The sequence below is a fragment of the Sporolactobacillus putidus genome, from assembly GCF_014647035.1.
GTDB classification, from domain to species: Bacteria; Bacillota; Bacilli; order Bacillales; family Sporolactobacillaceae; genus Sporolactobacillus; species Sporolactobacillus putidus.
In genome coordinates, this window is sequence record NZ_BMOK01000004.1 from 168,618 (window position 1) to 181,672 (window position 13,055).

The 13,055-nt window shown below is 46.6% G+C and carries 10 protein-coding genes; 7 read left to right on the forward strand and 3 right to left on the reverse strand.

Features of this window, described 5'->3' with window-relative positions:
* The first annotated feature begins 114 nt into the window (after positions 1 to 114).
* Complete coding sequence (locus tag IEX81_RS06375) at positions 115 to 783, forward strand: queuosine precursor transporter (RefSeq protein WP_188802242.1); 669 nt, start codon at positions 115 to 117, stop codon at positions 781 to 783.
* A 38-nt stretch (positions 784 to 821) separates the two neighbouring features.
* Complete coding sequence (queF, locus tag IEX81_RS06380) at positions 822 to 1,310, forward strand: preQ(1) synthase (protein ID WP_188802243.1); 489 nt, start codon at positions 822 to 824, stop codon at positions 1,308 to 1,310.
* A 299-nt stretch (positions 1,311 to 1,609) separates the two neighbouring features.
* On the opposite strand, the gene IEX81_RS06385 is transcribed toward queF, so the two are convergent.
* Complete coding sequence (locus IEX81_RS06385) at positions 1,610 to 2,473, reverse strand: CHAD domain-containing protein (protein ID WP_188802244.1); 864 nt, start codon at positions 2,471 to 2,473, stop codon at positions 1,610 to 1,612.
* A 473-nt stretch (positions 2,474 to 2,946) separates the two neighbouring features.
* On the opposite strand from IEX81_RS06385, the gene IEX81_RS16825 reads away from it, so the two are divergent.
* From IEX81_RS16825 to IEX81_RS06410, 5 genes are all read left to right on the forward strand, one after another.
* Entirely contained in the window at positions 2,947 to 3,060 is a 114-nt protein-coding gene (locus IEX81_RS16825; RefSeq protein ID WP_188802245.1) for a MerR family DNA-binding transcriptional regulator, read from the forward strand.
* Between the two features lie 50 nt (positions 3,061 to 3,110).
* Entirely contained in the window at positions 3,111 to 3,770 is a 660-nt protein-coding gene (locus IEX81_RS06395; RefSeq protein WP_188802246.1) for a GyrI-like domain-containing protein, read from the forward strand.
* A gap of 434 nt (positions 3,771 to 4,204) precedes the next feature.
* Positions 4,205 to 5,014, forward strand: coding sequence for a GNAT family N-acetyltransferase (locus IEX81_RS06400; protein WP_188802247.1), 810 nt, complete (start codon positions 4,205 to 4,207; stop codon positions 5,012 to 5,014).
* 356 nt (positions 5,015 to 5,370) lie between these two features.
* A complete protein-coding gene (gene queC, locus IEX81_RS06405; protein WP_188802248.1) occupies positions 5,371 to 6,063 on the forward strand; it encodes a 7-cyano-7-deazaguanine synthase QueC in 693 nt (230 codons plus the stop codon).
* 1,051 nt (positions 6,064 to 7,114) lie between these two features.
* Complete coding sequence (locus IEX81_RS06410; protein ID WP_188802249.1) at positions 7,115 to 9,106, forward strand: beta-glucoside-specific PTS transporter subunit IIABC; 1,992 nt, start codon at positions 7,115 to 7,117, stop codon at positions 9,104 to 9,106.
* Positions 9,107 to 9,543: 437 nt separating this feature from the next.
* Here IEX81_RS06410 and IEX81_RS06415 read toward each other — a convergent pair whose 3' ends face one another.
* Together IEX81_RS06415 and ilvD are read right to left on the reverse strand one after the other, a co-directional pair.
* Positions 9,544 to 10,518 carry a bile acid:sodium symporter family protein gene (locus tag IEX81_RS06415; protein ID WP_188802250.1) on the reverse strand — a complete coding sequence of 325 codons (975 nt, stop codon included), beginning with the start codon at positions 10,516 to 10,518 and terminating at the stop codon, positions 9,544 to 9,546.
* A 49-nt stretch (positions 10,519 to 10,567) separates the two neighbouring features.
* The gene (gene ilvD / locus IEX81_RS06420) at positions 10,568 to 12,295 is read right to left on the reverse strand and encodes a dihydroxy-acid dehydratase (protein ID WP_188802251.1); all 1,728 of its coding nucleotides are present in this window, start codon (positions 12,293 to 12,295) and stop codon (positions 10,568 to 10,570) included.
* Positions 12,296 to 13,055: the final 760 nt, after the last annotated feature.

The window sequence follows — 13,055 nt, forward strand, 5'->3', positions numbered from 1 at the left end:
AGACTGGGTTCTTGCCCGATGGCTGCTTTATCATTATAATCGATAACGTGACTTGGATTGGCAGAGTTCGAAACCCTCCTCTGCCTTACCAAAAAAACTACGGGAGTGATAGCCTTGGATCACACAAAACAAAATGCTGAAGTCCCCTTCAGACTGCTCATCCTGGCGATGGCCTTTGTCACCTGCCTGATCGCCGCCAACCTCGCCGCATCAAAAATTTTCTCTCTTGGCGAATTATCCATGACATCCGGCATTATTATTTACCCTTTAACATTTCTCGTTCTGGACAGTATGGCGGAAATCTGGGGAAAGCAAGTCGCCCAGAAAGTCGTCTGGATCGGGCTTGCCGCGAATATTCTTTTTACCCTGCTGCTTCAGGCTGCGATCCATTTGCCGCCGGCGCCATTCTGGAGCGGTCAGCAGGCGTACGCAACCGTGCTTGGCGCAGTTCCGAGAGTGGTTTTAGCTTCGCTCTGCGGTTACACCGTTTCGCAAACGCTTGATATTACCATTTTCATCAGACTGAAACAGCGCACAAATGGCAGAAAACTGTGGCTGCGCAGCCTGATGAGCACGGCCGTCAGCCAGCTGGCCGATTCGACGGTATTCATGTTTATTGGTTTTTCCGGAATTCTGCCTCTCGCCGCAATCTTCTCAACAATCGGTACCGAGTATATTCTCAAATTTTCTTACGCGGTCATCGGTGTACCGCTCATCTATCTTGCTGTTCGCTGGGCGCGGGGAAACAGGCGGCCGGCCGCAATAGCTCCGGATGGTCACTGAACGAATGGAATGACTAAAGCGATGAGGAGGAGTCGATCATGACGGACAGAAAACAGGAAGGACTTACCCAGCTTGGTAATAAAGGAACAAAATATAGTTTTGACTATGACCCGAGTGTGCTGGAAACATTTAAAAATGCGCATCCTGACCGGGATTACTTCGTGAAATTCAACTTTCCGGAATTCACGAGTCTCTGCCCGATCACCCATCAGCCGGACTTTGCGACCCTGCACATCAGCTATGTTCCGTCTGAACGCATGGTTGAAAGCAAATCGCTGAAACTTTATCTGTTCAGTTTCCGCAACCATGGCGATTTTCATGAGGACTGCATCAACAAGATTGCCGATGATCTGATCACCCTGATGGATCCAAAATATTTGGAAGTGTGGGGCAAATTTATGCCGCGGGGCGGGATCAGCATCGACCCTTATGTGAATTACGGCAAGGAAGGCACCGTATGGGAAAAGGTCGCCTTTGACAGGCTCTCAACGCACGACATGTATCCGGAAAAAATAGATAATCGCTGATCGAAAAACAGTCAATGCTGCCGTTCAGGCAGCATTTTTTGCATTCATCCTTTTTGCATTTAAAGAGTTGAAAGGCTCCTTCAGTCCAGACTGAAAGAGCGACTGGCTGGAAGCCTCTTAAAATAAGATGTGCCTGCTTTGCCGTTAAACCTCATCCTTCAGGGCAATTATAAAACGCTAAACAATCGTTTGATTAATCCACCGAGCACAAGTGCTGCTGCTCGGACCGGGGAAAATGCCTGACAGTGACTCATTAAAAGGGCGGCAGGCAAGCCAGGAATTGTTTGGCACCTACATTGTTAAAGTACAGACTTAATCGTATTTTCAGCCCTGTGCCAATCGGCATGGAGACATTTTGCCTTCTTTTTTTCGATTTTTTTAAAGTACCTGGCTAATTCATTGGCTTCATCTGACAGGCCGGAATCTTTTTTTGACAGTTCCGTCAAAATACAGCGGGAAGCAGTAAAGTCATGGATATCTCCGATCAACTGAAGAAGTTTTTTAAGTCTTCTATATAATTTTTGCTCCTTAATATCTAAGATGGGGAGAAATAATTCCATGATATTTTTAATTTTTTTGCCCGCGATACGGAACTTGTGCAATTGATTGGGTACGGAAAAATCAGTGTTTTTGCCTAACTTTAAATATCTTTTCAACATCACAATCAGTTCTTTCTTTACGTAATCAGAAGTGGTAGTTTCATGAATGGCCTGATTATCCCATTCAATCGCTGCCGGCCAGTCAATGGGCAGCATTTTTTGTCCCCTGTCTGGGTTTGACATTTCCTTGCGGAGACGGTTCGATAAGACTGTCCGTTCTGTACTCATTATGCTGGTCAGACGGCCGGATTTATTGTATTGTCTGCAGTTCAAAACTAAAATATCCAAATCTCTTATCGCTGCCAGAGACTTGTTTAAAAGCTTGAGTCTTCCGTTGATTGAGTTGTAACAGCCGCTTTTGGCTATTTTTTTTATAAAGGATGAAAGAGAACGCATTTTTCTGATTTCGAGGCGCATTTTGTGTACTGTTTCGGCATCAGAAGGATCTGAAATAAAACTTGCCGTTTCTGAGTCCAAACGGTTTGAAGCGGAAACAAGAATTTTTAGGACCGTTTTCTTCAGATCAGTATCGATTTCAAATGATGTGCTCTCCTTTTTATTCATCTTAAGATGCCTCCTTTAATGTTCTTCGTTCGGAATAGCCGATTACCTCATCTGATAAGCGGTGAAAGAGTGTTATAACTTGAAAAACAAATATTGAAGCGCTTTCATTTTTTGGATTTGTTCTCGCCTGTTTTTCAGGATATGGAAAGCACCGCCGGAAAAAGCATTGGATCGCCCGCTTTCAGCACCGGCCGGATGAGGTTCATCATCTAATATACAGATGTTCTATCTCTATTATAGTGGCTATGAATTCCGGTTAAAAGGGCGGTCCGAACGAGTGCAGTATGGGATTAGACGAACGACTTGGCCGATATTCCCTTTGCATCCTCAGCTGGAACTTATGGCGGCTTCAGCATTGAATCGAAACTCGCTTTGGATAAGCAGCGAATGGACTCGTGCAAAGAAAAAAATAACCGTTGACTCTCCCGTGTGGAGGATCGTTTATACTAAAAATAAGGAGGTGGGCATGTGTAGTGTACAAAATTGGGGAGTTTTCGAAAATCACAGACTTCACTGTTAAAACGCTGCGCTATTATAACGAGCAGAACATACTGACTCTGTCTTTTCGTAATGAAGAAAATGGATAAAAACGGCTATATAGCGGAAATTATGATACCGATCGGCAGGAGGCAGGAACATGGCTACTGATAAATTAGATTATAAAAAAGCGTTTAAAGATCTGTATCTTCCCCCGAAAAAGCCAGTGATCATTGATGTGCCAGCAATGAATTTCATCATGGTCGACGGAAGGGGGAATCCGAATGAAGAAGGGGGAGATTATCAGTCGGCAGTTGAATTACTATACGGCCTCTCCTATACCATTAAGATGAGCAAAAATGGACAGTACCTGCCGGAAGGGTACTTCGACTATGTCGTGCCGCCGCTTGAGGGGCTGTGGTGGATGGACGACAGGCAGCTCGATCTTTCGGACAAGGATAACTACTGTTGGACTTCTATGATCCGGCAGCCGGAATTTGTGACGGACGAGGTGTTCGAGTGGGCTCGTGCCGAGGCATTGAAAAAGAAGCCGCAGCTCGATGTATCGAAGGCGCGGCTTCAGACAATTCGTGAAGGCTTGTGCGTGCAAATGATGCACATCGGCCCCTTTGAAAACGAACCGAAAATCATTGCACAAATGGAAAACTATATTGAGGGTCATCAGTTGAAGAACGCGATTTCGACGGTTCAGCCGGACGGAACTGTAAGAAGGCATCACGAGATTTACCTGTCCGATCCACGAAAATCACAACCTGAAAAGCGAAAAACTGTGATCCGACATCCTGTTGAGCAATATTAGTATTTATTGATTGGCATGCCGAAGCGGTCTACTTTAAGTCTGCACTCAAAAATACATGTTTGAAAGTCAAAATGAGAAAGAATGGTTTATTGAATTCAACCATTCTTTTCTGCTTTTTTGTTAAATTCTTCCTGAGTAGCACACAATTGTTCTTTTAATATTTTGTCCATAAGTGTCCGTTAATTTCCCCTGTTCCATGCTTACCTTAGTTCTTAAAACCCTTACTCTTAAACAAATTGGGATAGGGAACTCATTCAGATTCATTAAAGCAAAATTAATTTCATCGATGTCATGATTAATGACAAGATTTCTTCATACCATTTCATGAAAATTTCATTTATAATATGAAGAAAACGTAAAGATTATTAAACCTGCAAAATGCGGTCTCTCAGCATTTAAGGAACTGAAGTGTCTCAGGAGAGGAGAGCATACATATGATCAGGAAATTAACGGAAAGGGACAGAACGCTCGTCGTGGACTTTGCGGGTGATCGTCCTGCGGAAAATCTTTTCATTCTCGGCGACATTGAAACGTTTGGCTTTGAAAGTGAAACAGTAACAGTATGGGGAGATTTTAATGAGGCCGGAGCATTGATCAGTATTCTGCTCCGATACCGCGATAATTTCATTCCTTACGCGAAGAGTGCCGGACATTTGAATGGACAAGCCTGGGCGGAAGTGATCAGGAGCAACGGAAAACTCAGGATGCTTTCGGGTCTGAAAGTAATAGTTGAGCAGATTTTGCCGTTTATTGAGCTGCCGGTTCAGGATAGGAAGCTTTGTTACTATGCGAAACGCGAAGATCGTCAGCCACTGAATAAAGAAACGATGCGCAAAGACGTGAAAATGCTTTTTCCCGAGGAAGCGGATAAAATTGTACAGTTACGGTCATCGATTCCAGAGTTTTCCGACCTGAAAGTAAGCCTCGCCGAATTTCAGGAGAACATGGAAAAGGGCATTTCAAGAACTTATTATATTGAAAGAAATGAAGAACCGGTCAGCGCGGTCTCGACAACGGCCGAAACGCGCCATGCGGCAATGATTATCGGCGTCTGTACAAAGCCCGGTTATGAACGGCGAGGCTATGCGACAAGCTGTCTCATCAAGACGATTGTTGCCCTGAAAGCAGAACACAAGGAACCCTGCCTTTTTTATGATAACCCGGAAGCAGGCAAAATTTACAAGAAACTTGGTTTTGAAGACATTGATCAATGGGTCATGGCGAGTTACCGGAAAATTTCATGAAAAACAGGAGTCGGCAATCTTTGTCTGATCTGATAGAATAACCGGCAGATGCGCCACTATTTATCATGAGTTTTCATGTTTCTTAGTCAGCTATCATGGAATTTGCTATAATAGTAACGCTGAGGGTTCGAAATTCCCGCCCCTCATTAAACAAAACTAGGGAGCGTCGCAACTGAAAAATTCGGGCATCTTTCTTAAGAGAAGGTTGTTCAAAGGGTGAGTGAACCTCATTGAGGGGCATTCACGATTCCATTTGTCCATCCTTCAGAACTTTGCCCGTTTTTACGCTCTCCATCTTTGTTATGGAGAGTTTTTTCATGCGCTCTTTTGAGATACAAAATAGAGAGGTGTTTAAAATGGCGAAGAAAGCAGTGGTTGTGCTCAGCGGAGGGCTTGACAGCACAACGTGTATGGGTATAGCGAATCATGAGGGCTATGAGCTTTATCCTTTAACCTTCAGTTACGGTCAGCGGCATGATCGGGAGGTCGCTCAGGCGAAGAAGGTGGCGGCGTACTTCCATGCGAAGAAACATCGTGTCGTCGACATCAGCTTCTTTAAGCAAATGGGCGGGAGTGCCCTGACCGATATGTCCATTAACGTGCCGCAGGATGGTGTAGGAAATGACATACCGATAACCTATGTTCCCGCGCGAAACATGATTTTTCTCTCCCTCGCCAGTGCTTATGCGGAAGTACTGGGTGCGGAGGCGATTTTTATCGGTGTGTCGTCCGTCGATTACAGCGGCTATCCCGATTGCCGCCCCGAATTTATCGACAGTATGAATCAAACAATCAATCTGGCGACAAAAACTGGCGTTACGAATCACCGCCTGTCCATTCAGGCGCCGCTGATGCACCTGACAAAAAAAGAGACGATCGAACTCGGAACCCGGCTTGGTGTCCCTTATCAACTGACGACTTCATGCTATAATGGCGGTGACAAAGCCTGTGGAACGTGCGACAGCTGCAGGCTGAGGATTAAGGGGTTCCAGGAAGCGGGACTGGTTGATCCGATTCCTTATCAGATTGATATCGACTGGAACCTCTGACAATCTTGGAAAAAGTATGGCAGAGGAATGGAATACCACAATTTCACAATGAAGGGCATTGTGAGGGAGGCCTTCTTTTTTAGGAAGGCCCCATTTTTATTTGAAAAACGGATTTTACCCGCCAGCTCATGTTAGACTTCAAAGAATAAAACAAACCGATGAAAAATATGACGGATTTTTCTTCATTCGACGACAATTGAGCCTATTGAACAATCAGCTTAGCAGCCCGAAGCTGTTTTGTGAAAAAACAGACTGAAACAGCTTACTTCCATGTGTTCATAAAAGCGCACAGCCGGACAATCGTCAGTAATGAGCAGAAAATCGACAGTAAATGGGTGAGAATCAACAGTAAATTGCAGAAAATCACCAGTAACGCTCAAAGAATCAACGGTAAACAACCTGGAATCAATAAGTGTGAAAAATCAGAACATGGTGAGCGCTGTTTAGCCGGCACTGACCGCTCAATTTAGGCGGAGCGGGATGATGATCTTTAGTTGTTGATTCGCCATCAAAAATTCAGGACACATTTTGCCAACTTAAGTAAGCAAGATGAATCATCATCTTTGAAAAAAGTAATACTTGAAATAAGAAAGTTATCCGGCACACCATGAAAGCCTGACCATACCGTGAAATCATGATGATTGATTGTTCAAGGCAGCATACTTCTTTCTGACAGGAAGTACTCCATCGAACCATCACAAAAAATTTTTCAAACGTGTCATGAAAATATATTCCTTATCAGCTGCCCATATAAAAAATAAAATTGACAGAGAAGTTCCGTTTATCTTACACTTGATTCATTCACCGAAAAAAAATGAAAATCAGGAGACTTAAAAAATCCCCGAAAAATAGCTCTGTGATAGGAAATAATTGAGAACGTTTGCCGGATATTCGTTCTGGAATCCGGAAATTGAGGAAGAATGAATGTTCTGAATATGTGTCAGTTAAGTGATTTTCATTGATTACCGCGCAGTTGAAAAGAATTTTTTTTGATTTAATTGAAAGCGTGTTGTAAAATATTTTTTGTAAACGTTTTATAGGAGGAAGAAAAATGGGTAAAAGGGATTACACCCAGCTGGCGGATGACATCGTCGCCAACGTTGGGGGTAAGGAAAATGTGAATTCATTGATTCATTGCGCAACCCGGCTGCGCTTTAGACTGAAAGACCAAGGCAAAGCAAATAAAGAAGCACTGGAGGACCTGCCGAAAGTTCTGACCGCGGTCAGCGCCGGCGGACAGTATCAGGTTGTGATCGGCGATGAAGTCGTACCGGTCTACGAAGCCATCATGGACCGTTACCATTTCAGCGCGGCGGACAGTGATACGAGTTCCGGTTTAAATACAAATGACAATGATCCGGACGCAGAAACACGGGGAAAAGAGAGCTGGTTTGAGAGATTTGTTGCTGTGATCTCCGGTATTTTTACGCCGTTTATTTCTGTTCTGGCCGGAGCGGGTGTGTTAAAAGGGCTGGCCATTTTGATCTCAACCACCCAGCTGCTCCCGCTTTCGTCACCGATTTATATTACGCTGAATGCGCTGGCGAGCGGTGTGTTTACCCTCCTGCCGATTTTTATCGCCATCACGGCGGCCGATAAATTCAACACCAACCGATTCATCGCCGTGGCGCTGGCGGCTGCGATGATTTACCCGCTGACCGACGCTACGATTCCGAAACTGGCCCATCTGGGAAGCTACGCTGTCAACTTTAAAACTTACGGCGGCGCAGTTATTCCGACGATTCTTGCCATATGGATCGAGAGCTACATCGAAAAATGGTTTAAGAAGCGTTTGCCGGCTGTGACACAATTGGTTTTTGTTCCCTTTTTAACCCTAATTGTTGCCGGTCTTTTAACCTTCTTTATTATCGGGCCGCTCGGTTCGGCCTTTGGAACAGGATTGGCATACGGCTATAAATTCTTGTACGGATTGAGCCCGCTTGTAGCCGGAGCCATTTTGGGCGGAACATTCCAGATCTTTGTTATCTTCGGATTGCACTGGGGTATCCTGCCGATTTCTCTGATCAATATTCAGACGTACGGCTACGACACCCTTCTGGCCGTCATGTTCTGCGCGGTTGCCGGACAATTCGGCGCTGTTACCGGAGCTTTTTTCAAGGCGAAAAAAGTAAAAAATAAAGAAATCGCCGGATCAGCCGCGATCAGCGGATTCTTCGGGATTACCGAACCGGCCATCTACGGCATCAACTTAAAGTATAAGAAAGGCTTTATTTTCGGTCTGGCCGGCGGAGCCCTCGGTGGCGCGATTATCGGTGCGGCCGGTGTCAAGTGTTTTCAATACACGCCGATTATGAACATATTTGAAATGCCGCTTTTTATCGGCAAAAATTCGAGTATCGTATGGGCAGGAGTGGCTGGCGCCGTAGCCTGGCTGAGCGCCTTTCTGCTGGTTGTTCTGCTTGGATTCAACGAAAGCAACACCGAAAAAATATTTGCCAAGGTCACCTCAGGCAAGAAGAGCCTGACAGCGAAGAAAACGGCTGCCTTAGAAGAAAAAAATCAGACGAAAGACAGCGACGCTGCTGCCGCTGCTCTTGAACCGGCTGTCGATACAGCAAACCTGGCATTAAGCGACACAATCTACAGCCCGTTAAAAGGACAGGCTGTTTCGCTGAAAACGGTTGATGATCCCGTCTTCAGCTCTGAAGCGATGGGGAAAGGTGTCGGCGTTCAGCCGGCGACAGGCAGTCTCGTCTCTCCGGTAGACGGAGAAATCACGGTCGCTTTTCCGACCGGCCACGCCTATGGAATTAAATCCGACAACGGCTCGGAAATCCTGATTCATGTCGGAATCAATACGGTTGAATTAAAAGGGCAGTACTTTGATCCCAAAGTTCAAGCAGGCGATAAAGTTCAAACCGGCGATCTGCTGATGACTTTTGACGTGGATAAAATCAAAGAGGCCGGATATGATACAACGACGATGGTGATCGTCACCAATACGAACGACTATGAAGCCGTTGTACCGGAGGCAGGAGAAACAGGATCCGGCGAAGTGCTCATTAAGACATATAAGAAATAAATGTTTCTTGATCAATTGATAGAAAAAAGAAGGAGCCCGCTGACTGTAAAAGGTCGCGGGCATTTTGCTGTTAGAGCTCTGGCCGAATAGGCCGAATCTGGGTCTCTACCGGCCGGAATCTGTGCTCTACTGGCCAAAACGGTTGCTCTACCGGCCAAATCTGGGCCTCTACCGGCCAAAACAGTTGCTCTATCGGCCAGAATCCGTGGTCTATCGGCCGAAACGGTTGCTCTACCGGCCGGAACCGGCGTTTTACCGGCCAAATCAGGGCCTCTATCGGCCGGAATCTGCGTTCTATCGGCCAAATCACGTTCTCAGATCTGTTACCAAGCAGGAATCAGAACAAATGTAAAAAAAGTACGGTTACCCAACATGCAGGCGCAACCGTACTTTTTCTTCCTATATAATGCTCTTGTTAACAACAGCACTTCATCGAATCAGTTGGCTGCATTTTGAACCGCATCGGCGACCGGAGTGTTTCCTTCCTTATTTTTGGCGGCCCAGTACGAAGCGAGGACCGAACCGGACATGTTGTGCCAGACGCTGAACAAGGTGCCTGGAATGGCCGCAATGGGTGAGAAGAAAGCCATTGCCAATGACACGCCGAGTGCAGAATTCTGCATGCCGACTTCAAAGGTAATCGAACGGCTCTTCGGATGATTCATGCCAAGCAGTCGGCTGAAGAAGAAGCCGAGAGTAAAGCCTAACAGGTTGTGCAACATAACAACCGGAATCAGTACTAAGGTGCTTGCGGTAAATAGTGTGGCATGGTTAGCGGCAACGACACCACTGGCGATCAAAATAATGGCGATTGTTGAGACGAGCGGCAGAACCTCCGTGCCCTTTTCGACTTTGTCGCCCAAAAAGGTGTGCACCAGTACGCCCAAAACAATGGGTAAGATAACAATTTCAATAACGCTGAGAAAAAGTGATCCCGCCGGAATGTGAACCCAGCGCCCTGCGAGCAGCCACAAGATCAGCGGAAGCATGACCGGAGCGATCAGCGTAGAGACGGCGCCGATTGAAACACCGAGTGCGACGTCACCCTTGGCAAGAAAACACATAACGTTGGACGCGGTGCCGCTCGGGCAGCAGCCTACTAATATAACACCGACAGCAACAGCGTTTGGCAGGTGAAAAGCAAGACAAAGCCCGTAAGCAACCAAAGGCATAATCAAATAATGTGCGCAAACGCCGACAATAACATCTTTGGGCCGCTTAAATACAGCCACAAAATCGGACCGCTTCAAAGATACGCCCATGCCGAACATGATCACCCCGAGCAAGTAGGAAACATAAGGTAAGACCCAAAGAATCAGATGGGGCTGAAAATAACTGATGACTGCACCGCCAAGTACAAATAAAGCAAAATATTTACCTAAAAACTGTCCCACGGAAACAACGACTTTCATAACTCTCTTCATCCCTTCTGTTTTCGAAACATCCTGTTTTTTCAAAAATTTATTTTACGGGATCGGCCGGTTTTTTCTCTTCCGTCTCACCGGACCAGGCTTCGGGTAGCCGCATGACGCCGCCCGTATGAGCGGATGTGACCAATGCGGCGTAACGGGCAAGATAGCCGGTTCTGACTTTAGGCACAAATGGCCTCAAACGAGCCCGGCGGTCGGCCAGTTCCGAGTCTGATACATCCAGATGGACGGTGCGGTGAATCAGATCAATGGTAATCGTGTCGCCGTCCTCAACGAGGGCGATCGGCCCGCCCGCCGCCGCTTCCGGGGAAACGTGCCCGACTGAAATACCGCGCGTTGCACCGGAGAACCGTCCGTCTGTGATCAAGGCCACATCTTTGCCGAGACCGCGTCCTACTATGGATGACGTCGGCGCCAGCATTTCCGGCATGCCCGGCCCGCCTTTCGGGCCTTCGTAACGGATCACAACAACGTGTCCTTTTTTAACTGTATGATTATCGATTGCTTCAACGGCTTCATCGTGTGAATTAAAGCAGATCGCCTTTCCGGTGAATGTTTTGACGGATGGGTCGGCACCGCCGACTTTGATGACTGCACCTTTTGGCGCGATATTTCCAAAGAGTACGGATAAACCGCCGGTCTGGCTGTATGCCTGATCCAGCGGATGGATCACTTTCGGATTTTTGATTTCCGCATCAGCGACATTGTCACGGATTGTCTTTCCGGAAACGGTAATACGGTCGGGATGAATCACGCCGCCCATATCGGCCAGCACTTTGATGATGGCCGATATGCCGCCGGCTTCGTGTACATCCAGCATGGAAAAGGCAGAACTCGGAGCGATTTTAGCGAGGTAAGGAACTTTTTCCGCAACGCGGTTGATGCGTTCGAGGTCGTAATCGATGCCGGCTTCCGAAGCAACGGCCAGCATGTGGAGCACAGTATTTGTTGATCCGCCCATCGCCATATCAAGAGCGAAGGCATCGTCAACAGCTTCCGGCGTGATCAGATCACGCGGCCTGACCTGATTTTTCACAAGGTCCATCAGCTTAAATGCCGACCTTCGGATTAATTCACGTCTTTCTTCGGAAACAGCAAGAGCGGTGCCGTTTCCCGGAAGCGCGACTCCGAGCATTTCCATCAGACAGTTCATCGAGTTGGCGGTGAACATGCCCGCACAGGACCCGCAGGTCGGACAGGCGGAGGCTTCGATATCAAGGAATTGCTCTTTCGAAATCCGTCCTTCTTTAAACGCGCCGACACCTTCAAAAACCGAAGACAGGGTCAGTGCCTTTCCGGTGGCGGAGAGGCCAGCCTTCATCGGACCGCCTGAACAGAAAATGGCGGGAACATTGGTGCGGACAGCAGCCAGAAGCATGCCAGGCGTGATTTTATCACAGTTCGGGATATAGAAAACCCCGTCAAACCAGTGGGCATTAATCATCGTTTCGGCGGCATCGGCGATCAATTCGCGGCTTGGCAGGGAATAGCGCATGCCGATGTGTCCCATGGCGATGCCGTCATCGACGCCGATCGTATTAAACTCGAAAGGAACGCCGCCGGCTTCGCGGATCGCCTGTTTAGCAACGTCGGCAAGTTCCCTGAGATGGACATGCCCGGGAACAATATCAACATAAGAATTGCATACGGCAATGAACGGTTTGTGCATATCCTCCTCGTTCTTCACCACTCCGGTAGCCCTCAGCAAACTTCGCGCCGGTGCACGGTCGACGCCTTTCTTGATCTCGTCGCTTCTCAATTCTTCTTCATCCTCTCTGTTTTTGTTCTTCCGCAGGACAGGTGGCTTTGACTTTAACCAGCAGTTCCTTTTTTTGCAGAAGTTCCTTCATCACCGAAGTTCCTCCTCGCGGAAGATGCTTTCTTAAACGAAGTCCTTTTTCTTAGCAGAAGATCCATGTCTATGCCGTTAAATAAACGACAAAGAAAAAAGCTCCCATTCGCGGTTCGGAATGGGAGCTTCGTGCCTGGGTCCCATTCGATGCCAATAGGACCCGGACAGTCGTTAAATTTTTCAACGAATGTCAAGGTCCTAGCTAATAAGAATAATGCTCAACAAGACTCGGTTATCGAATGAGAAGACCATCATGGTTAACTCCTTGCTTGGATAAATTGTCGTTTTGGTATGGTCAAATATAGCATTCGCACAAAAGAAAGTCAACCCGAATTTGCAAATTAAGTGCGCTCTTTGAAAAAATCAGACATTGACAAAATAGGGATCGATTATCGGCTCATTGCGTATGCAGGACGAGAAACAAAAAATTATTTTTATCCAATTTTTTGTCCATTTTTCTTCCAACTATTAGCCTGATTTTGTGAAGTTAAAATTTTTTAAAAGTTTCAAAAAGGGGGTTGACTGTTTTTTTTATCTGGATTAGTATGTGTGACAATCCTCTCGAAAAATCGTTTTCAGAAACTTGCTCCGGAGCCGGTTGTTCAGAATCGAGAAAGAGATGGGGAGACACGGAATGCTTAAATACACGGATTGTAAGTTTTGTTAC